Annotated in this window: 17 protein-coding genes and 1 tRNA gene; 16 read left to right on the top strand and 2 right to left on the bottom strand. The window is 44.3% G+C overall.

What is annotated here, in order from left to right; translation table 11 throughout:
* Positions 1 to 22: 22 nt before the first annotated feature.
* The 7 genes from ABZR88_RS12890 (at position 23) to ABZR88_RS12860 (ending at position 11350) form a co-directional block, all read left to right on the top strand.
* Positions 23 to 3397, top strand: coding sequence for a TonB-dependent receptor (locus ABZR88_RS12890; protein WP_107826940.1), 3375 nt, complete (start codon positions 23 to 25; stop codon positions 3395 to 3397).
* 16 nt (positions 3398 to 3413) lie between these two features.
* Positions 3414 to 5108, top strand: coding sequence for a RagB/SusD family nutrient uptake outer membrane protein (locus ABZR88_RS12885; RefSeq protein ID WP_107826941.1), 1695 nt, complete (start codon positions 3414 to 3416; stop codon positions 5106 to 5108).
* A 135-nt stretch (positions 5109 to 5243) separates the two neighbouring features.
* Complete coding sequence (locus ABZR88_RS12880; RefSeq protein WP_107826942.1) at positions 5244 to 6791, top strand: glycoside hydrolase family 28 protein; 1548 nt, start codon at positions 5244 to 5246, stop codon at positions 6789 to 6791.
* Entirely contained in the window at positions 6791 to 8077 is a 1287-nt protein-coding gene (locus ABZR88_RS12875) for a sorbosone dehydrogenase family protein (RefSeq protein WP_107826943.1), read from the top strand. The genes ABZR88_RS12880 and ABZR88_RS12875 overlap by 1 nt, the downstream gene beginning before the upstream one ends.
* Positions 8078 to 8085: 8 nt before the next feature.
* Positions 8086 to 8508 carry a cytochrome c gene (locus ABZR88_RS12870; RefSeq protein ID WP_107826944.1) on the top strand — a complete coding sequence of 141 codons (423 nt, stop codon included), beginning with the start codon at positions 8086 to 8088 and terminating at the stop codon, positions 8506 to 8508.
* Positions 8509 to 8556: 48 nt separating this feature from the next.
* A complete protein-coding gene (locus ABZR88_RS12865; RefSeq protein ID WP_107826945.1) occupies positions 8557 to 9795 on the top strand; it encodes a glycoside hydrolase family 105 protein in 1239 nt (412 codons plus the stop codon).
* Positions 9782 to 11350: a glycosyl hydrolase family 28 protein gene (locus ABZR88_RS12860; RefSeq protein ID WP_107826946.1), complete on the top strand. Its 1569-nt coding sequence runs from the start codon at positions 9782 to 9784 to the stop codon at positions 11348 to 11350. Before ABZR88_RS12865 ends, ABZR88_RS12860 begins: the two co-directional genes overlap by 14 nt.
* Before the next feature lie 240 nt (positions 11351 to 11590).
* Here the strand turns inward: ABZR88_RS12860 and ABZR88_RS12855 are convergent.
* Both ABZR88_RS12855 and hscB read right to left on the bottom strand, forming a co-directional pair.
* Positions 11591 to 11674, bottom strand: a tRNA-Leu gene (locus ABZR88_RS12855).
* A 22-nt stretch (positions 11675 to 11696) separates the two neighbouring features.
* A complete protein-coding gene (gene hscB / locus ABZR88_RS12850) occupies positions 11697 to 12227 on the bottom strand; it encodes a Fe-S protein assembly co-chaperone HscB (protein WP_107826947.1) in 531 nt (176 codons plus the stop codon).
* A gap of 299 nt (positions 12228 to 12526) precedes the next feature.
* Here hscB and rfbF point away from each other — a divergent pair, with 299 nt between their 5' ends.
* From rfbF to ABZR88_RS12805, 9 genes are all read left to right on the top strand, one after another.
* The gene (rfbF, locus tag ABZR88_RS12845; protein ID WP_107826948.1) at positions 12527 to 13300 is read left to right on the top strand and encodes a glucose-1-phosphate cytidylyltransferase; all 774 of its coding nucleotides are present in this window, start codon (positions 12527 to 12529) and stop codon (positions 13298 to 13300) included.
* Between the two features lie 2 nt (positions 13301 to 13302).
* On the top strand, positions 13303 to 14379 hold the full coding sequence (gene rfbG, locus ABZR88_RS12840; RefSeq protein ID WP_107826949.1) for a CDP-glucose 4,6-dehydratase: 1077 nt from the start codon (positions 13303 to 13305) through the stop codon (positions 14377 to 14379).
* Positions 14380 to 14388: 9 nt separating this feature from the next.
* A complete protein-coding gene (locus tag ABZR88_RS12835) occupies positions 14389 to 15504 on the top strand; it encodes an acyltransferase (RefSeq protein ID WP_107826950.1) in 1116 nt (371 codons plus the stop codon).
* A gap of 73 nt (positions 15505 to 15577) precedes the next feature.
* Positions 15578 to 16633, top strand: a complete 1056-nt coding sequence (locus ABZR88_RS12830; RefSeq protein WP_107826951.1) for an NAD-dependent epimerase/dehydratase family protein — start codon at positions 15578 to 15580, stop codon at positions 16631 to 16633.
* 50 nt (positions 16634 to 16683) lie between these two features.
* A complete protein-coding gene (locus ABZR88_RS12825) occupies positions 16684 to 17490 on the top strand; it encodes a transketolase (RefSeq protein ID WP_107826952.1) in 807 nt (268 codons plus the stop codon).
* An 8-nt stretch (positions 17491 to 17498) separates the two neighbouring features.
* A complete protein-coding gene (locus ABZR88_RS12820; RefSeq protein WP_107826953.1) occupies positions 17499 to 18413 on the top strand; it encodes a transketolase family protein in 915 nt (304 codons plus the stop codon).
* Between the two features lie 59 nt (positions 18414 to 18472).
* Complete coding sequence (kdsA, locus tag ABZR88_RS12815) at positions 18473 to 19249, top strand: 3-deoxy-8-phosphooctulonate synthase (RefSeq protein WP_107826954.1); 777 nt, start codon at positions 18473 to 18475, stop codon at positions 19247 to 19249.
* Positions 19250 to 19304: 55 nt separating this feature from the next.
* The gene (locus ABZR88_RS12810) at positions 19305 to 20237 is read left to right on the top strand and encodes an SIS domain-containing protein (protein WP_107826955.1); all 933 of its coding nucleotides are present in this window, start codon (positions 19305 to 19307) and stop codon (positions 20235 to 20237) included.
* 195 nt (positions 20238 to 20432) lie between these two features.
* Positions 20433 to 22928 carry an SLBB domain-containing protein gene (locus tag ABZR88_RS12805; protein WP_107826956.1) on the top strand — a complete coding sequence of 832 codons (2496 nt, stop codon included), beginning with the start codon at positions 20433 to 20435 and terminating at the stop codon, positions 22926 to 22928.
* Positions 22929 to 22941: the final 13 nt, after the last annotated feature.

The following is a 22941-nucleotide window of genomic DNA, read 5'->3' as shown; positions in this document are numbered from 1 at the left end:
AACTCGATCATTCGTTTTTTTTATGAGGTCATCAATCATAGTAATCGTTATCTCGTTCACTTTTACCGGGTTGCTTTTTGCTAAGACTGCTCATAGTCAGCTTGCTGCGTCGCATATCAGTATCAAGATAGAGAAAGAGAAACTGCAAGCCTCGCTGGAAAAGATAGAGAAACTATCGCAGGTAAAATTTGCCTACAATTCCGCCGAATTGCAAGGCTGCAGCACTACCGCCCGCCATTATAAAAACGCGGCAATTGGCGATATACTGGCCGATATACTTGCCGGAACGAAGCTTACGTATAAAGAGATCAACAACAACATCGTCATCTTTACCAATAAGGATAAGGCGACAGCACCTGCAACCACAACGCCTTCACCGGCAGAAAACAGTAGCGTGGTTGTCGCTAATATCAGCATAAAAGGCACAGTAATCGATGCCGCCGGACCAATACCTGGCGCCACTGTTACCGTGGCCGGGACCAAAAAAGTAACAGCGACGGATATAAATGGCAACTTCACCCTAACGGATGTTGACCCTAACGCCACGTTGGTCATCTCCTCTGTAGGTTATACTCCGCAAAGCATCAAACTAAACGGGCAAACCACTATTAGGATCACACTTTCACAAGAGCTAAAATCGCTGAATGAGATTGTGGTGGTAGGTTACGGTACGCAGAAAAGATCTGACATTACCGGTTCTATCGCTTCGGTTTCATCACAGGCTTTGAAGGATGTGCCCAGCGCAAACCTGGTTCAGGCTCTGCAGGGGCAGGCTGCCGGTGTAGACATCCAGAAAAGCGGGGGTAACAGTCACCCCGGAGCTGTGCCATCTATAACTATCCGTGGTACCCGTTCCAAGCAAGCTTCTAATGATCCGCTGGTGGTGGTTGACGGAATCCCTTTTACCGGTAGCCTTCAGGATATCAACGTTGATGACATTAACTCCGTAGAGGTATTGAAAGATGCTTCGTCAACTGCCATTTACGGTTCAAGGGGCGCCAACGGGGTGGTACTGGTAACCACCAAACGCGGCAAATCCGGCGATCCGGTGGTTACCTACAGCGGTTATGCCGGTTTTTCCAAAGTTTTGCGTCAATACAATGTTATGAATGCCGAGCAATACACCCAGTTAAAAAAATGGGCATTCTATAACGCAGCAGCAGCGAAGCCGCTCTACACCAGTCCGGATGATCCACGCATTATTACCGAAGGTGCTTTCGGTGCGCAGGAGCAAGCGTCATTAAAAATGGGCCGCAGCACCAATTGGCAGGATCTGATCTATAAAAATGGTTTTCAGACTGATCATCAGTTAGGCGTATCTGGCGGTACAGATAAAACGCAGTATGATATTGCCGCCGGTTATTATGATGAAACCGGTATTTACCCCGGTCAGTCATTTGCCCGCTATTCATTAAAACTTAGCGTAGATCAAAAGCTGGGTAAATACATCAAAATAGGTCTGAGTTCGTTAAATAACCTGTCTTACATCAACGGTGAGAATGCTAATCCGCTGGGGCAGGCATTGCGTGCCAGTCCGCTGGCGACGCCTTATGACGATGTAACCGGCGTCTTGGTAGGCTATGTAGACGGTAGTGCCAAACAGGTGTGGAACCCGCTGGCCAACTTCGTTCCCGGTGCATCGGTAGAAACGCGTAAACGTTTGGGCTCGTTCAACTCTGCTTACCTGGAGGCGAAATTAGCGCCAGGTTTAACCTATCGTTTTAACGGCGGCGCCGAGGTGCGTACCGAAACTTATGGTAACTTTTATGCGGCAGCCACTTATAACAACCAGGGCTCGCAATCTACTGCCAATAACAAAAACTCTTACCTGTATAACTACACGTTGGAAAATATCCTGAATTACGAGCACACTTTTGCGCGCGACCATCATATCAACTTTACCGGTTTGTATAGCTTGCAGGAGAACCAGAACCAGTCTACGTCGTTCAGTTATAATAACCTGTTGTCAGACGGGGTGCAGTATTTCAATCCGGCGGTAGGCTCAAACCTTACCGGTACAGGTTCTTATGCCAAATATGATCTGATCTCCTATATGGGCAGATTAAACTACGGTTACAAAGATAAATACCTGTTAACGCTGACTGCCCGCTCAGATGGTTCATCTAAACTTACACCTGGCCGTAACTATCATTTCTTCCCGTCCGCCGCTTTTGCCTGGAACGTGATGCAGGAAGAGTTTATGAAGAATAACAACATTCTTTCAAACCTGAAACTTCGCTTCAGCTTTGGCGATGTGGGTAATGCCGCTATCGATCCATACCAAACTCAGGGCGGCTTATCAACCGTTACTTATAACTACGGCGGTAAAAACACCATCGGCGCTTACCCTTCTAATGTGCCCAACAACGGGCTCGACTGGGAGTATACCCGCACGCTTAACGTAGGTGTGGATTTCGGCATCCTGCGCGATCGTATCACCGGTAGCATTGATGCTTATCATGAGTACACCCGTAACCTGCTGCTGCCCGAATCATTACCACCAACATCAGGTATCCCTAATACAGTGCTCACTAACGTAGGCCGGTCTGAAAACGTTGGTTTGGAGATTAATATCAACTCAAACAACATCACCCCGGGCAATAATCAGGGTTTTAGCTGGAGCACTAACCTCAATATCAACTTTAACCGTGGCAAGTTAACTGCCCTGGCCAATGGCACAACTGTAGATATCAATAATAACTTGTTTGTGGGCAGCCCCATCAGCGCTATTTATGATTATAAAAAGATGGGTATTTGGCAAAACACACCGGCAGATACCGCGTTGGCCAAAAAATATGGCCTGACGCTTACCGGTGGTCAGTCGGTTATTGGTACCATCCGTGTGGCCGATCTAAACGGTGATGGCAAGCTTGATGCTAACGACAGGATGATTGTTGGCTCAGAGCAACCATTGTTTTCTGGTGGCATTACCAACAGATTCGGTTACAAAGGCTTTGATTTAACCGTAGTAGCGGCTTATCGCGTAGGCGGAACGTTAACCTCAGCCATTTACCAGAGCGGGAGTTTCCTGAATACTTTACAAGGCAACTATAATAACCTGGCTATTGATTACTGGACGCCTTACAATCATCAGAATTACTGGCCTAAGCCTACTAACGCTTTTACCAATACGCCTTACTCTTCGTTGCTCAGTTATTTCAGTGGCACTTATTTAAAAATCAGAAGTATCAGTCTGGGTTACAATGTGCCTAAAAAGTGGCTTACCGGCATTGGCGGTCATAGCTTAAAGGTTTATGCTACAGTGCAGAATCCGTTTATCCTTTTCTCGCCTTACGTGAACAACTTTAATGGTATCGACCCAGAATCGTCAGGAAAGCTGGCTGAAGATACACCCGCCAAGTATTCCTTTTTGTTCGGTTTGAATTTAACACTCTAAAAAAGACAACGTAGATATGAAAAAGATAAATAGCTATACCATCATTGTCTGTGTGCTGCTGGCCGTTGTTTGGACCAGCTGTAATAAAAAATTAGAAGAGCATCCTATATCTAACCTAACTCCGGGTTTCTTTACCACCCAGCAGGGCATTCAGGCTGGTCTGGATGCGGCTTATGCCGGTTTTCGCACCATTTATGGCCCGGATACTTACTTTGAAATGTCGGTAGGAGGCACAGACGAATTTCAGGCCGGGGTAGATGGCACCGGCTCACTGGTACGTTATAGCAGCGGTTTCAATACGTCGGACGGTACGGTGGCCGGTATCTGGAAAAACTGTTACACTTTTATAAATACCTGTAACGGTTTGATTGATTACCTGCCTGCGCTAACAGGTATGGATGCCGCAACTAAGGCGGAGATGACAGCTGAGGCCAAATTTTTGCGCGCCAACTACTATTTTATTCTGGTGCAGAACTGGGCCGATGTAACCGTAAACAAACATTTCCAGAGCGCGCCAACCCTTTCGGCCACTCGCGATAAACTGGCTGATGCCTATGATCTCATCATCCAGGATCTGAATGATGCAATTGCAGGTTTACCGGCCAGTCCGCAAACCGCGAATGTGCTGGCCGGAAAGGCCACCAAAATTGCAGCTATGCACGTTTTGGCCAAGGTTTACCTAACCCGCGGCTATTCAAGCGTTAAGCAGTCCGACGATTTTAAAAACGCGGCCAGTACCGCAGCCAGCGTTATTAATACCGTTGCGCCAGCCAACGGTGTAAAACTGTTGCAGGATTTTGGCAAAGTATATGCCGAAGGCAATGAAGCCAATACCGAAGTGCTGTGGACGGTGCAGCATACCACTAGCTCGGCTTATAATGGCTCGCCTACACAGAACAACAGCGGGCCTGATAACCTGTACGTACACCTGTTTGTACCTCGCTACGAGGCACAACCGGGCATGCAGCGCGATATTTACTACGGTCGCCCGTATGCTCGTGTAATGCCTACCCGCTGGCTTACCGACACCGCTTTTAAGGACAAAACCAATGATACCCGTTATTTTAAAACCTTTCAATCCGTTTGGATAGCCAATAATCCGGCTAATCTGCCCCTGGATGCCAACAAGCAACCCAAATTTAAAGTGGGCGATACTGCCATTTATATGCCAGGTATTGAACTAACAGCAGCGCAAATTGCTAAATACCGTTACCAGGTTGTTCCGCCAAGCAAATACGTAAACACACTGTATCCAACCATGTTGAAGTATTATGATGATAAGCGTACCGACTTAAATGCGCCGTCTGTAAGACCCATCATCATTTACCGTCTGGCAGAAACTTATTTGATTGCGGCCGAGGCATTACTGCAAGATGGCAGGCCGAATGAAGCCGTTCCGTTCATCAATGCTATCCGTGAGCGGGCGGCCTATCCATCGGGCAACGTGGCGGCTATGGATATCACAGCAGCTGATGTAAACCTCGATTTTATTCTGGATGAACGCGCCCGCGAAATGTGCGGTGAGCTTTGCCGCTGGCAGGATTTGATGCGTACCGGCACACTGTTAGCCCGTGTAAAAAAGCACAACACAGATGCAGGCCCCAACATTAAGAATTTCCATGTGTTGAGGCCCATCCCGCAAACGCAAATTGATGGTACCATTACCGGGCCGAAGTATGACAACAGCCGCTATTTTCCTAACTGGAACTAATGTTTAAAGATTCTCTCAATTCCCGGAGTGGTTACCGGGTAGTTTGTAGCACAGCGCCCCGGGCCAGCCGGGGCCGCTGCAGGCTTAATAAACCAGTTTAATATAACCCTAGTAATATCTGTAAAGCTCATTTTAATGAACACAAAGCACTATCTGAAAACATTTTTATTAACGCTTAACCTGGCCGCCTTCGCAGCGCTGGGGCAAAGCAAAGGCAGCGCGGGCTATAATGTTACCGCCTACGGTGCTAAAGGTGATGGTAAAAGCATCGATACTAAAGCCATTAACCAGGCTATAGACGAGGCCGCAGCCCACGGAGGAGGCACCGTTAATTTTCCGGCAGGCAATTATTTGACTGGTTCCATTCGCCTTAAAAACAATATTTCGTTAAACCTGGAGCAAGGCGCTACTATTATTGCCGCACCACCAACTCCCGAAGCCGGTTATGACGAGCCCGAAAAACAATCTACCGATAACCCTTACCAGGATTATGGTCATCGCCATTGGCATAATAGTTTGATATGGGGCGAAAACCTGCATGATATCTCTATTACCGGCCAAGGCACCATTTGGGGTAAAGATCTAACCCGCAGCAATAAAGGGGATGACGATAAACGCCCTAACAAATCCATTAGCTTGCGCAATTGCCATAATGTAATCATTAAAGACATTTCTATTCTGCATGGCGGCTGGTTCGGCATCCTGGCTACGGGCATAGATAATTTCACCGTAAACAACGTGAAAATGGATACCAACCGCGATGGTATGGATATAGACTGTTGCCAGAACGTACGCATTTCCGATTGCAGCGTTAATTCACCTTATGATGATGGCATATGCCTAAAAAGCAGCTACGGTCTTGGCTATGCCCGCCCAACTGAAAACGTGACCATCACCAATTGCCAGGTAAGCGGTTTTGACGAGGGCAGTTTTCTGGATGGCACCTTTAAGCGTAATGAAAAGAAATATTCAGACGGTAACCCAACCGGCAGGATCAAATTTGGTACAGAGTCTAACGGCGGGTTCCGCAACATTACTATTTCTAATTGCGTGTTTACTTATTGCCGTGGCCTGGCCCTGGAAACGGTTGATGGTGCGCTGCTGGAGGATGTAACCATTAACAACATCACCATGCGCGATATTGTTAATGCGCCGATTTTTGTGCGCCTGGGTGCCCGTATGCGCGCACCGGCCGATATGAAAGTAGGTACATGTACCCGCGTTATCATCAGCAACGTGGTGGTTTATAATGCTGATTCCCGTCACGGTGCTATTATCAGCGGTGTGCCCGGAAATGATATTAATGATTTAACGCTGAATAATATCCGCATCTACTACAAAGGCGGCGGCACGGCAGAACAGGCCAAGCGCGAAGTACCTGCCCTGGAAAAAGGTTACCCGGAGCCGTATCAATTTGGCGTAATGCCATCCTACGGGTTCTTTATCCGCAATGTAACCGATCTGAAAATGAATGATGTACAGGTAAGCTATCTTACCGAAGACCAACGCCCACCATTTATTCTGGACAACGTTAACGGTGCCGATTTTCAACGCATCCGCGCGCAGAAGGCTAGTGGCGTGCCAACGTTCGTACTTAACAATGTAAAAGGCCTCAATATCTTCAATAGTGTCAATATTGCTAATACCAAGCTGGCCGGCGTAACCAGAAAGGAAATACAATAATGATCAAGCCATTTATTCGCTACGTTTTACCGGTGATGCTGATAGTGGGTATCCTGGCCTTTAACGGTTTGCCATCTGCAACAGACCCTGTACCAGATGCGGACGATGCAGGGTTAAAACTCCCAGAAGGTTTCGGTGCTCTAAAAGTGGCTACGCTGGATGCCAAAGCCCGGCACATTAGCGTAACACCTCAGGGAGAGGTCTATGTAAAACTGGCCAAACCCAAAAATGGCAAGGGCATTATGGTATTGCATGAAGGTGCCAACGGCAAAGCAACAGTAACCAGCGGCTTTGGCAATTATGGCGGTACCGGAATCTATATTAAAGATGGTTATCTGTATGCATCATCAAACACCGAAATCTTTCGCTACAAGCTGGATGCACAAAATAAGGTGATGGATACCTTACGGCCAGAGCGGCTGGTTACCGGCCTGAAAGCCGGCCGGCAGCACGAAACCAAATCGCTGGTGCTGGATAACGATGGCAATATCTACGTCAACATCGGCTCGCCACTCAGCGCCTGCCAGGTGGAAGATCGTGGGCTGCATTCGCCCGGCATCCCTGGTTGCCCGTTGCTGGATTCGGCGGGCGGAATCTGGCAGTTCAGGGCCGATAAGCAAAATCAAACTTACAAGGATGGTGTGTGCTATGCCACCGGTTTGCGTAACGTAGTGGGGTTGGATTGGAACCAGCAAGATAATCAGCTTTTTGTGATGCAGCACGGCCGGGATAACCTGAATAGCTCATGGCCTGAATTGTATGACGTGAAACGCTCGGCAGAATTACCCGCAGAGTGTATGTACGCATTAAAGAAAGGCGATAACGCGGGTTTCCCTTTCATGTATTATGATCAGTTGCAGCATAAAAAGATCCAGGCTCCGGAGTATGGTGGCGATGGCAAAAAAGAAGCCGATGCCAAATACATCGATCCGGCTGTTGCTTTTCCCGGCCACATGGCGCCTAATGGCCTGCTGTTCTACACCGGTAAAATGTTTCCGGAAAAATACCGCAATGGAGCATTCATTGCCTTTCATGGTTCCTGGAATCGCGCACCTGAGCCACAAAAGGGTTATTGCGTAGTGTTCCAGCCGTTTAAAGACGGTAAGCCTTACGGCGATTGGGAAATATTTGCCGATAATTTTTCAGGCTCGGCAGAAAATACGGCCAAAGGCGGCCGCAATGCACAGCATCGCCCAGTTGGACTGGCCATGGGTGCCGATGGCTCGCTTTATGTAACCGACGATGTTAAAGGCACCATCTATCGCATCATCTACACAAAAAAATAACCACATCAATGAAAAGAATATTTGTCCTGCTTTTATTAATGGCGCCCTTATTTGTTATGGCGCAAAAAAAAACTAAAACAGCTCCATCGCCAGCAGCTTCTATAGCACGCGGGCAACAAGTGTACACGCAATACTGTCTTTCCTGCCACCAGGCTGACGGGGGTGGGGTACCCAACATGAATCCGCCGCTGATCAAAACAACCTACGTACTGGGCGATAGCCGCAAGCTCATCAAAGTGGTATTGAACGGCTTTATGCAAAATGTGGATATAGATGGCGAGTCGTACTCCAACAACATGCCGCCACATAACTTTCTGACCGATCAGCAAATTGCTGATGTGCTCACCTATGTTCGCCGCAATTTTGGCAATAAGGCAGCGCCTGTTACCGTGGCTCAGGTAAAGACCGCACGTGCGGCAAACAAAAAATAGTAAGTCTTTTTGAACGATAACGATCAAGTCATTTTAAAATATTCAATAATGAAAAAAATATTCTCTTTACTGCTCATGGCCTGCTCTGTAACAGTATTTGCGCAATCGCCCGCTACTAATACTGAGGAGATGGTGCGCCGCCTTGCCGATCATGTTGTGGCCGGTACAACATTTAAATTTGTTAACACCACTACTAAAGAAACGGTGGCCACTACCAAAGGTCTGGCGTCATCGCCCGATGTTAAGGCTGATAGTCGCTATAATAAATGGATGTACCCCAACGGGGTGCTGGCCACCGGCATGATGCGTGCAGCACAGGTTTTGGGCGATAAAAAGTATTCTGATTACAGCAGGCACAACTATGCCTTTATTTTTGATAACCTGCCATATTTTGAGACCCTGTACAAAGCCAAAACACCCAAGGTAGAATATGGTGCGGTGTACAGTATGGGTAACCTGGATGCCTGCGGCGCCATGTCGGCCGGGTTAATGGATGTTTATGCTTTTGATAATCGTGCAGATTATCGCGCCTATCTTGATCGTGCAGCAAACTATATTCTTACTAAGCAATTGCGTTTGGCTGATGGTACGCTTTGCCGCCCGCAGCCACGCACCAACACCTTATGGGCTGATGATTTGTATATGAGCGTACCATTCCTGGCACGTATGGGTAAGCTTACCGGCGATAAAAAATATTTTGATGATGCCATTAAGCAGGTAGAAAATTTTAATCATTACCTATATGATGCACCGAGCGGCCTTTTCTGGCATAATTACTATACCGATGTAGATATGAATGGGGTAGGGCATTGGGGCCGCGCTAATGGTTGGTTGGCCGTTGCACAAACAGAGCTATTGGCCAACCTGCCTGCCAATCACCCTAAACGTGCGGAGCTGATTAAACTACTGCTGCGCCAGATTGTAGGTTTTGCCCGTTATCAGGATCAAACCGGTTTGTGGCACCAATTGCTGGATAAACCAGATTCATATTTAGAATCATCAGTGACAGCAATGTATACTTACGCGGTGGCCCGTGCCGTTAACGAAGGTTGGATACCTGCCAAATACATATCTATTGCCCGCGAAGGCTGGAAAGGCTTAGCCGCCAAACTAACCGCTGATGGCGAACTGCAGGACGTGTGCATTGGCACTAATATGGATGAGGCTATTGCGTTTTATTACACCCGTCCGAAGGAGTTGAATGATACCCATGGTCTCGGTCCGTTCCTGCTGGCCGGTAGCGAGATGTTGCGTTTTGAAAAGAGTGATAAAAATGCAAAGAAGTAACGAAAAGCGCGCCTGGCTGGCCCTGTGCCTGCTGGGCGTGCTGCTTTGTCCGGCATTGTGTCGGGCAAATGACACTGATATTGTAAAATTCGGTGCCGTTGGCGATGGCAAGACGCTCAACTCGGCAGCTATACAGAAGGCCATTGATCATTGCGCGGCGACGGGTGGTGGTAAGGTCATTTTTCCGGGTGGGCAATTCCTGTCGGGTACCATCGCTCTGAAAAATAACGTGACGCTGAGTTTGCAGAAGGGCGCAGTATTGTTGGGTAGTACGGATGTGAATGATTACCAGAATCTTGATCCGTTTACAGAAGGTTTGGGTATTCATGTGGGGTGGGCATTAGTGGTTGGCGTGGATGTTAAAAACATTGGTATAGAAGGCGAGGGGGTGATTGACGGCCGTGGATCAGAGCTGAAAGAGCGGCAAATACTCACAGATACCCGTCCGGAAGGCCAGCGCTGGGGGCGACGACCGTTTTTATTGCGCCTGGTACGTTGCGAGCAGGTGCAGGTAAGCGGTGTAACTTTAAAATATGCCGCTGCCTGGACATCGCACTATTTCCAGTGCCGGGATGTGAGCATTCATGATATCAAGATCCAAAGCCGGGGGGTGGCGCATAACGATGGGATTGATGTTGATGGGTGCCAACGGGTAATCATCAAAAACTGCGATGTGGAAAGCGGCGATGATGCGCTGTGTTTCAAAACCACATCCAGTAAAATGCCCTGCAGCAACATTACGGTTAGCAACTTGAAATTAAAAAGCGGACAAGGCGCCATCAAAATGGGGACCGAATCTATGGCTGCATTTCAGGATATCAGCATCAGTAATTGTTATATCTATGATACCAATAACGGGGGCATCAAACTTCTTTCTGTAGATGGTGCGCACTTGCAGCGGATAACGATATCGGATATTACGATGGTGAACGTAAAGACACCAATTTTGATCCGTTTAGGCTCGCGTCTAAGTGTTTTCCGCAAAGAAAAGGATACGCAGCAACCGACCGGAATGCTGCAAGATGTGATTATTCGTAACATAAAGGCACAGGCGGCAGATACCGCCCAATTAAAACCGCCGTCAGGGGTATTGATCACCGGTGTGCCTGGGCATCCTGTAAAGGGGCTTGTACTTCAGGATATTGAGATCCAGCTGGCGGGTGGCGGTACGTTGCCAGATGCAGCTGTTACCGTACCTGAGGCCATTGATAAATACCCGGAAGTAAAAACTTTCGGCCCAACTATACCGGCATATGGCTTGTGGGCGCGGCATGTAGAGGGAGTAACGTTGAAGAATGTCAACTTTAGTCTTAAAAATAATGATATGCGCCCCGCAATAATTTTTGAAGATGGTAAGAATCTCAGCATCAGTGCTTGTAATATACCTTCAACCAATGGCAGCCAGGCCATTATCAGCCTGAACAATGTAAACGGCGCCAATATCAGTAACAATAAGGCTGCGGGTAACGCCGGGGCTTTTGTGGGAGCAAATAACAGTAGCAACATTGTAACAGCCGGTAACCTCTTACCTGCTCATTTGAAAGAAAAACAATGAGAATACAATTCCTTATAAGGATACTTTGTGTTTTTGCTGCAGCAATGCCATATATCAGCAAGGCACAAAACGTAACACTGCCCGTGTAGAAAGACCGATTGGCTATTAAACCTGACTGTAGTATTGGTTTTAATTAATTGATTTACAGTTTTTTTGTGGTTATATGGTTCAAAATCACCTATGCTGAGATTTTTATGGCCATAAAAAAAGAAAACAACCACATGTGGTTGTTTCCTTCAGTACCCAGAGCCGGGGTCGAACCGGCACGGCCTTGCAGCCATTGGTGTTTGAGACCAACGCGTCTACCGATTCCGCCATCTGGGCAACTGGTTCGGTAGTGTTCCTTTCAGAACCGGGCTGCAAATGTATCTAAACTCTCTTTAATCCGCAACAAATATTTTTGTCTATAGTAAATTTCTGCAATTTTATTTAGCCGATCCTCTCGTGCGGTGTCGTCATCTAGCTGGTCAAAGTTGTGGGTAAGTACGGCTAATTGCTTGCTTAGGTCGTCTTCAACAGCCAGAGCCTCAGCACTTATGCTGGCCAGCGTTTCGGCATCATCCACTTCCATCAGTCGCTCATTAATGTCCATCATTTCCATTAAAAAATCTGCGGGCAATTGTGGTTTTGCGCCCTCATTTACCAGTCCGTGGGCACGTAAAATGTATTCCAGTCGCTTATTTGGATCGTTAAGGGTATGGTAAGCCTTGTTGTTGATGGTAGAAAGTTCCAGAATTTCCTGCTGGCGTTCGTCGCTTTCGGTAGCATAAAAGTCAGGATGATATTGTTTGCTCAGCGCATAGAATTTTTTTTTCAGGAGTGCTTCGTCGGGGTTAAATGATTCAGGTATATCGTAAAATTCAAAGTAGTTGATCATGAGAAACTATATTTAACAGCTGCAAATTTCGGCATTTTAATTCATTGGCGGCAATAATACCGTCTTGCACTGATTTTTTATAAAAAACAGACAATTGTATAAGTCGTGTTCTTCATATTAACAATCGGTCATTACATTTGTAAGGCGCAGGGAGACATAGAGTTGGTTGTTTTTGAGTCTTTTTTATAGATAACAAAAACATCATCAGGTATTTATGAAAAAATGGCTGATTGTCATCAGCCATAATTATAATAACCGGCCAGCCGGGGAAGTGATATGTTTTGTCAAAAATCTACTAAATGAAAGTTGTACTGCTTGCCGGTGGCCTTGGCACCAGGCTATCTGAAGAAACCGGGATCAAACCCAAACCGATGGTTGAAATTGGAGGTATGCCCATTTTGTGGCATATCATGAAAATCTATTCGGCCTACGGCTTTAATGATTTTGTGATTTGTCTCGGTTACAAAGGGTACATCATCAAGGAGTTTTTCTCCAATTATTTCCTCCACAAGTCTGATGTAACCATCGACTTAAAAAATAATTCAGTAGAGGTGCACGATTCACAAGCCGAGCCATGGAGGATTACCCTGGTTGATACAGGTAATGACTCTATGACCGGTGGCCGTATTAAGCGCATACAACCCCATATTGGCAATGAGCCTTTTATGCTTACTTATGGTGATGGCGTGGCAGATATCAATGTCAGTCAGTTGATGGAGTATCATCAGCAAAATAATAATCTGCTTACGGTTACGGCCATACAGCCCTCGGGTAAATTTGGTGCGTTGAACATGGGACCTGGCGATAAAGTAAACTCATTTATAGAAAAACCCAAGGGTGACGGCTCATGGATTAACGGCGGATTTTTTGTTTGCGAGCCACAGGTTTTTGATTTTATTAATCATGGAGATGCCACCATCTGGGAGCGGGAGCCATTAGAAAAGATTGCACAAACCGGCAGGATGAGTGCTTACAGGCATCATGGTTTTTGGCAGCCTATGGATACTCTGAAAGATAAGTATGATTTGAATGCAATGTGGGATAATGGCCGTGCACCCTGGAAAATCTGGTAATAATGATTAATGAACTAAAACGCGTATACGCCGGCAAAAAGGTTTTTCTTACGGGGCACACAGGTTTTAAAGGCGCTTGGCTCCTGAAAATATTGCACATGTTGGGAGCGGAAATAATGGGATATGCGCTTGAACCGCTACAACAACCCAACTTATATGAAGTATTGCAAGGCGATAGTTTATGTCATTCTGTAATTGCCGATCTGCGCGATAGTGCAGGCCTGAAAGCCGCGGTTTTAAATTTTCAGCCTGATTTTATTTTTCATCTGGCGGCACAACCTTTGGTGCGCTTGTCCTACCAAAAACCTGCCGAAACTTTTGAGGTTAATGCCATAGGTACCGCTAATCTGCTGGACGCGGTGGCACAACTCAACAAGCGTTGTGACTGTGTACTCATCACAACAGATAAAGTGTATCATAATTACGAATGGGAGCGACCCTATCATGAAGAGGATCGTTTAGGCGGATATGACCCTTACAGCGCCAGCAAAGCCTGTGCAGAGTTGGTTATAGATTCGTATCGTAACTCATTTTTCAATATCAATACCTATCAGCAGCATCAAAAGGCCATTGCGGTAGGGCGGGCAGGCAATGTAATAGGCGGGGGTGATTGGTCTAAAGACAGATTGATACCCGATATTGTCAGGGCGCTGATTGGTAATGAACGTATTGAGATACGTAACCCTGATGCGGTGCGGCCATGGCAGCATGTGATGGAACCGCTGGGAGGTTATCTGCTATTGGGCGCAAAATTAAATACTCATCCCCAACAGTTTGCACAGGCTTATAACTTTGGTCCCGTGGTAACGGATGCGTTGCCAGTGAGCAAGATGGTTGAAATGGCTATCCAGGCTTGGGGAAGCGGTGAGTATTTTATTAATCAAAGTCCCAATCAGCCGCATGAGGCAGGGTTGCTTAAATTAGATATTAATAGAGCCGCCGGGCAATTAAGCTGGTTGCCTCAATATAATGCTTTAGAGGCAGTAGAAAATACCATACAGTGGTATAAACAATTTTATGAGCATCGGCAACATATAATAAAATTTACAGAACAACAGATAGGTCAGTTTTTAGCCTGACAGATTAGTATGGAGAAGGTACACTACCCTAATCTTAATTTTTTACGAGGCCTTACTGCATTGATAGTTGTAATCCATCATACAGAACAACTTAAATCTACAAAGGGTTATCCTAATATCTGGCACCATGAGGCGGTGCAACTGATTGGTAAATTGGGTGTAGATGTTTTTTTTGTGTTAAGCGGCTTTTTGATAACATCTTTGCTGTTTATTGAACAAAAGCTAGTGAAAAAGATACCGGTAAAAAAATTTTTGATGCGCCGGGTTTTAAGAATATGGCCGGTGTATTTCCTTGTATTTTTAATCGCCTTTTTCATAACTCCATTTATTCATCAATTGCAGGTTGGGCCGCCTTTTGTTTCATCCCGCCCACAACTCATATTAAACATTATACTATATCTGCTGTTTTTGCCGCATATACAAGCCTATCTCATCGGCCCTGTGGTGTATTGTGCTCAATCATGGTCTATTGGTGTAGAAGAATATTTTTATTTATGCTGGCCATTTGTTGTTAATAAGTTTAAAACCAGAGGTATTGTCTATTTTATTGTAAGCTTTATGCTCATATATCTTGCAATATGCGGTGGGGCTGTGTATCTGCTTGATCATGGATACTGTACCCGGCCTCTATATCAAAAAATAGCCGTTTTTATTATTTATGGATTAAAATTTGATTGTTTATTAATAGGTGCCTTATTTGCAATCATTAATAACAATATTAAAAATCAACAATCGGTTTTTATTAGCTGGTGGTTTCAGTTGTTGCTTTATTTTACAGAAATAATTTTAATATATACAGCGGTGGAGCTAAAAGGCTTTTATTGGGAATTGCATGCCATCATTTATGGATTTATAATTCTCAACATGGTAAGAAAAGAAACCAGCATAGTCAATTTTGAGTATCCGATCTTTAATTTTTTAGGTAAAATATCGTATGGTATATATATGTACCATGTACTTATTGCCAATCTTTGTATAATCGCAGTTTATAAGTTTAAGGTACCTGTTTTACTTTATCCGTTAACTTTTGGCGTAACTATCTTAGTTTCAGTTTTATCTTATAAATACTTTGAAGGATTTTTCTTAAAGAAGAAGTTAAGTTACGCTATTATAAAAACAGGCTAAAAACTGATAGTGTTTTTACAATAAAGCCGCTTAGCTTATGGCTTAAATAGCTAAAACTTATACACAGTATATAATGAGCACCGTTTCTAATAAAATAATTGAGGCCGATTTACAGAAGATCATTCATGCTGATTTGGAATGGAGCAGGTTTGCCGGTAAAACAGTGCTGATAACCGGCGCTAACGGTTTTTTGCCCACGTATCTGGTTTATACTTTGTTGGCGCTGAATGATAATTTCAATACAAACGTAACTGTATTAGCCCTGGTTAGAAGTAAAGCCAAAGCCGAAGCAAAGTTTGGCCTTTTACTACAACGGCCAGATATCAAGCTAATAGTACAGGATGTTTGCGATGAATTAAACGTTAACGAGCATGTACATTTTGTTATCCATGCCGCCAGCCAGGCCAGTCCCAAATTTTACGGATCAGACCCCGTAGGTACTTTAAACGCAAACGTTCAGGGGACGCTTAACTTGCTAAAACTAGCTGAAAAACATCGGGTTGAGAAATTTTTATACTTCAGCTCGGGTGAGATTTATGGAGTTGTGCCGGCAGACGTGGGACGAATAAAGGAAACAGATAGTGGTTACCTGGATCCGGTAAATGTGCGGTCGTGTTATGCAGAAAGTAAGCGACTTGGCGAGACCATGTGCGTTTCGTGGATGCATCAGTTCCACGTACCGGTAAGCATGGTGCGCATTTTTCACTCTTATGGCCCGGGAATGGACTTAGAGGATGGACGTGTTTTTGCAGACTTTGTAGCTGATGTTATTAATAACCGCGATATTGTTATGAAGAGTGACGGTTCGGCCGTACGGGCTTACTGTTATTTGTCTGACGCTACCACGGCTTTCTTTACCATATTATTAAACGGAGAGAACGGCCATGCTTATAACATGGGCAATGCAGATGCTGAGTGTTCTGTAGTTGATTTAGCTGATAAATTATTGAAACTTTATCCATCAAAAAACCTACAGGTTATAAGAAAAGAGGTGAAAAAGGAGGGGTATCTAAAAAGTCCGGTACATAAAATAATACCCGACATTGATAAGATAAGAACTTTAGGTTGGGTGCCATTTATAGGTATTGAAGAAGGGTTTTGGCGTACAATAGAGAGTTATAATGATTGAATTAGGGCCGAAAGGCGATATAACTAAGTTGGATAATATTTTAACCATAGATGAACAGTAAAGAGTTTGCCCGCGAGATACGCATCAGGGTACTAAAGATGGTGCACCAGGCCGATGCTTCGCACATTGGCGGGGCTTATTCTATGGCAGATATCTTGGCGGTATTATACAACGAGATACTTCATGTTGATCCAGCCGATTATAAGAAGCCCACGCGAGATCGGTTTTTTCTTTCTAAAGGACATTCCTGCGCTGGTTTATATGCAGCGCTTGGCATAAAAGGTTTTTTCGATGTGAATGAATTGGATGGTTACGCGCAGAATGGCAGCCGCTTTATTTCACATGTCAGTCATTTTATACCCGGGGTGGAAGCATCTTCAGGGAGTTTAGGACATATTTTGCCAATAGCTTGCGGGGTAGCTTATGCTGCTAAACTGCAACAAAAAAAATTTAAGACCTATTGCCTGGTAAGCGATGGTGAATTGAATGAAGGTTCTAACTGGGAGCCTATTATGTTAGCACCGCAGCACAACTTGGGCAACCTGGTGCTTATTGTTGATTATAATAAAATACAAAGCCTGGGCAATGTTAAAGATGTGATAGACTTGGAGCCGCTTGTTGACAAGTTTAAGGCCTTCAGGTGGCAGACACACGAGGTTGACGGGCATGATTACCTTGCCTTAAGCAATCTGTTCCATAAAATAAATGCCGCTTCTACCAGCACACCACAAGTAATTATTGCCCATACAGTAAAAGGTAAGGGAGTTGATTTTATGGAGAACAAACTGTTATGGCATTATCGTTCGCCCAATAAAGAACTTTACGCCCAGGCGCTTGAACAATTAAAAAATAATTAATACGATATATGCGCACCGCTTTTATAAACCAGTTGATGGCTGAGGCTGAACAGAATGATCGTATTTTTTTACTGGTGGGCGATTTGGGTTTTAGCGTAGTAGAGCCTTTTGCCGAACGTTTTCCCAACCAATACCTGAATGTTGGTATTGCCGAGCAGAATATGGCCGGTATGGCTGCAGGCCTGGCAATGGAAGGCTACTGTGTATACATTTATTCTATAGGTAATTTTCCGACGTTGAGGTGTATGGAACAGATCAGGTATGATATCTGCTATCACAACCTCAATGTGAAAATTGTGGCTGTTGGTGGGGGGTACTCTTACGCCGCCTTAGGTGCGTCGCACCATGCTACTGAAGAATATGGTATGCTTAGAACCATCCCTAATTTAACAATATGCACCCCCGGCGATCCGGAAGAAACCCGACAAATTACCGCATTTAGCGCCCGGTATAATGGCCCCGTCTATTTGCGTTTGGGTAAAGCAGGCGAGCCTCTGGTACACGAAAAAGGCTCTATCTCCAATATCGAGAAAGGTCAAGTGCTCAATGTGGTTAAAGGTGGAAAAATAGCCGTGCTATCTACCGGTGGAGTGTTAAAATATGCCGCTGATTTTGTGCAAACCAATCAGCTCAATGCGTCGGTCTATAGTTTTCCTTTTATAAAGCCAGTAGATGAAAATCAATTGCTCAGCATCTTTCAAAAGTATGATAAGCTGATTACCATTGAAGAGCACCAGTTAATGGGTGGCTTCGGTTCGGTAATATTGGAGTATTTAAATGATCTATATGGACGGGGAAGTATACTTAAAATGCCCCGGGTAAAAAGAATTGGCATTAACGATAAATTTTACTCAATAGCCGGCACACAGGCCTACCTACGAGAGTTATCGGGGATTCAACTTCAGCTAACTGATTTCATTTAGGCAAAGGCTTAAAATTGTTATCATCTTCCTTAACTTTGCAGCTTAATTAATTTTAACCTATGTTATTTGACCAAATGCGGCAAAAGCCGTTCTTTATACTGGGGCCTTGTGTAATGGAAAACCAGGACCTTCTTTATACTGTAGCCGAAAAAGTGGCTCAGGCCGGGCAAAAATTTAATGTGCCGGTGGTGTTTAAATCATCATTTGATAAAGCTAACCGTACATCAATCCATTCTTATCGTGGTCCGGGTCTGGAAAAAGGACTTGAGATGTTGCAGAACGTAAAAGAGAAATTCGGGTTGCCTGTAACTACCGATATTCATGAGAGCTACCAGGCCGCACCGGTAGGAGAGGTGGCTGATATACTGCAGATACCTGCTTTTTTATGCCGCCAAACAGATTTACTAGTAGCAGCTGCGCAAACCGGTAAAATTGTGAACGTAAAAAAAGCACAGTTTCTTTCCGGGCAGGATATGTTCTATCCGGCGCAAAAAGTGATAGAGGCCGGCAATAACCAGGTGATCTTGACCGAGCGTGGAAATATGTATGGCTATAATAACCTGGCCGTAGATTTTAGAAATATTTATGATATGAAAGCCTTGGGTTATCCGGTTTGTATGGATTGCACCCATTCGGTACAGCGTCCGGGTGGAGCCGGCGGCAAAACCGGCGGCGACCGCACCTTTGTACCTATGATGGCCCTGGCCGCCAAGGCTTTCGGCGCAAACGGTTATTTTATGGAAGTGCATCCCGATCCTGATAATGCTTTAAGCGATGGGCCAAATCAACTCAAATTACAGGATCTGGAAACCGTTATGCAATCACTTATCGGATAAAAATTATACTATGGTGTAGCGATACACGTTTGTTGCACGTATTGACCTCTAACCGATGAAAGATATTGCCCAAAGGGTTTTTAATACCGAAATCCAATCGTTACAACATGTAGCTGGTCTGATTGATGATGATTTTACCCGAGCTGTAGATGCTATCTTAACTGCGGGTTCTGTTATTGTGGCCGGAGTGGGTAAATCAGGCATTATTGGTAAAAAGATTGCCGCTACCTTGAGTAGCACCGGCACTCCTGCATTTTTTTTGCATCCCGGCGAGGCTTTCCACGGCGATTTGGGGATGGTAGGCAAAGGGCAGCCCATTTTACTTATTTCCTATTCGGGCGAAACTGACGAAGTGTTGCAGATTATCCCTTTCCTAAAATGGAACCAGAATATCATCGTCGCATTAACGGGTAATCCGTCATCAACTTTGGCAAAAAATAGTCAATATCATCTTAACGTATCTGTTTTACATGAAGCCTGCCCGCTAAAACTTGCACCTACATCGTCAACAACAGCCACATTGGTAATGGGCGATGCTGTTGCGGTGGCGCTGATGGAAGCCCGGAATTTTCAGTCTGAGGATTTTGCCCGTTTTCACCCGGGCGGCACGTTGGGTCGGAAATTGCTGGTTAAGGTAAAAGATAAAATGCGTACAGACAATCTGCCGTTTATTAACGAAGACGCCTCATTTACAGAGCTGTTATTGCGGATGTCTGAAGGGCGTATAGGTATGGTAATAGTGGGTCATGAAGATCATGTGCAGGGTGTAATTACCGATGGCGATTTACGCCGGGCGCTTTTAAAGCAACAAGATCCTACCAAATTATTATTGGCAGATATGATGAGTAGAAATCCAATAATAGTTGACGTTGATGAGTTAGTAGGCGCGGCCGAGCAGTTAATGCTTGAACGTAGAATTGTAACATTGTTGGTAGGTAATAGCGTTTCTCGATCTGTAACGGGAATTTATCAGATATATAACGTTTGAGAATATTTATATGAAAGAGATAACGTAGTTAGATAGAATTTAAAATAATCATATCTTTGCTGCCTGATTTTACGTTTAAATAACACATAGTCTATGTGTTGTGAAAGATGTAAAAACAGATGTTAAAAAAAACGCAAAACCATATCACAAAAAAAGAGTTATAGCTCCATAATCTACCAGTGTGTCCCGCCTCATATGATTCGATTAAAGTACATTCTCGCCTTTTTAATAACATTTTCTTTTTTAGTTGCTTCTAAATTATCAGTTGCGCAATCTACTTCTCAAAATATATCAAATGTAAATGTTGATGAGGTATCTGATGATAAGCTTATGCAATTGTTGCAACAGGCGCAGGCTCAAGGTCTTTCTGATGATCAAGTTGTAGCCCGTGCGCAAGCACAAGGTCTGTCTGCATCTCAGGCAGATAAGCTACGTCAGCGTATTAGTGTGTTACGTGGTTCTGGAAATACTACTTCTGTAAATGGAAGAGATAGTCTAATATCATATTCAAGACAATTAAATTATAAGCCAGAAGTCGACTCGGGAAAGAGAGAAAAAAAAGATCTTTTTAATAGTATAACGCCTCGCGTATTCGGTGCCGATCTGTTTAATAACACACACATTACATTTCAGCCCAATTTACGTTTAGCTACCCCTCTTAACTATATTTTAGGGCCTGATGATCAGCTTAATATTAGCGTTTATGGCAACTCATTAGCCAATTGGAAGCTGGCCATATCGCCAGAAGGAAACATAAACATTCCGGGTGTTGGCATTCTGAATGTGGCAGGAAAGACCGTTGAACAGGCTACTGCTGCCATTAACAGTAAGCTTGCAGCAAATAACTATGCTATTGGTCGCGGCACCAATGTAAAGGTAACCCTTGGTGACATTCGTAGTATAAAGGTCATCATCAATGGTGAGGTAACTCAACCAGGTACTTATACTTTACCATCGTTAGCCACAGCTTTTGTAGCCTTAACAGCGGCCGGAGGGCCAAACGCAAACGGATCTTTTAGGCAAATTGAAATCATTCGTAACAACAGAATTATACGTCGTTTAGATGTATATGACTTTTTATTAAAAGGCGATCAGAAAGACAATATCAGTTTACAAGATCAGGATATCATTCGAGTGCCTACCTATAAAGTGCGTGTGGCATTGCTGGGAGAGGTGAAAAATCCGGCTTTGTTTGAGGTATTGCCAGGCGAGACTATAAACGATGTGATCCGTTTTAGTGGTGGTTTTACAGATCAGGCTTATACCGGTCGTATTAAGGTAACGCAAATTATTGACCAGCAGCTGCATATTGGCGATATTTTTGAAAGTGATTATAAAAATTACCTTCCACTGCGTGGTGATAAATATGTAGTAGAGCGCATCTTAGACCGCTATGAAAATCGTGTTGTAATTAAAGGCGCTGTTTTTAGACCAGGTGAATATGAACTTCATAAAGGGTTAACTCTGTCTCAGCTAATCAAGAATGCTGCGGGATTAAAGGAGGATGCTTTTACCGGCAGAGGTATCATTACAAGATTAAAGCCTGATAATACCTACGAGCAACTTTCATTTGATGTGCTGGGTGTAGTTAATAATACAACGCCAGACATCACTTTACAACGTGAAGATATGGTAGAAATATCTTCAATCTTTGATTTGCGCGATAAATATACAGTAAGCATAAAGGGCGAGGTACGTAGCCCCGGGCAATTTGCCTTTGCCGAAAACATGAGTGTTCAGGATCTGATTTTTAAAGCGGGCGGTTTTACCGAGGGTGCAAGTGCGAAAAGGATTGAAGTAGCCAGAAGAATAAACAACAGTGACCCACTATCAAAGAATAGCGCAGTGGCTACTGTTTTTAATGTCAATGTTGATCGTGAGCTGAAATCAAATGACGCGAAGTTCATTCTAAAGCCTTATGACATTGTGTCTATATATACACTGCCGGGTTATGAGGCTCAGAAGACGGTTAAAGTAGAAGGCGAGGTACTTTACCCAGGAAGCTATACCATCCAAAAGAAGAATGAAAAAATATCTGATATTATTCAAAGAGCAGGGGGCCTAACTGCATCAGCAGATGTAGATGGTGGAACGTTAAAACGTGATAATATAGCTATACTGGGTATAGATAAGAATAAAGTTGATACTACTGGCATTGAAAAAGAACGCATGGAACGCTTAGGCAGATTGCAGCGCGGATATAAAGACAGTGTTAAAAACACTGCTGTAAATGCCGCAACTGCTCAAATGCGTAATGACTATGTTGGCATTGATCTTAAGAAGATATTGAAATCGCCAGGTTCAAATAATGACTTGTTATTAGAAGATGGCGATATTATCCGCGTACCTAAGCAACAACAGATTGTACGTGTAAATGGTGAGGTTTTATATCCAAGCGCTGTGGTGTTTGAAAAAAGTAAATCGTTTTCATCTTATGTGTCAAATGCTGGTGGCTACTCGCCCAAAGCGTTAAGGCGGGGCGCTTACGTGGTTTATCCTAATGGTACCGTAAAGGCAACTCATAAGTTTTTGTTTTTTAATAGCCATCCCGGTGTTCGGCCAGGAAGTGAAATATTTGTGCCGGTTAAACCAGAAAGAAAAGGTTTAGGCACTACTGAGATTGTTGGTTTAACCACTGGATTGGCATCATTAGGCGCTATTATACTTGGAATACTAAGTCTGCACAAATAAGAAATTTAACTAA

It is taken from the genome of Mucilaginibacter yixingensis (assembly GCF_041080815.1).
Taxonomy (GTDB): domain Bacteria; phylum Bacteroidota; class Bacteroidia; order Sphingobacteriales; family Sphingobacteriaceae; genus Mucilaginibacter; species Mucilaginibacter yixingensis.
Note: the sequence above shows the minus strand (reverse complement) of the source record. Positions and strands in the feature narration are given on the sequence as shown.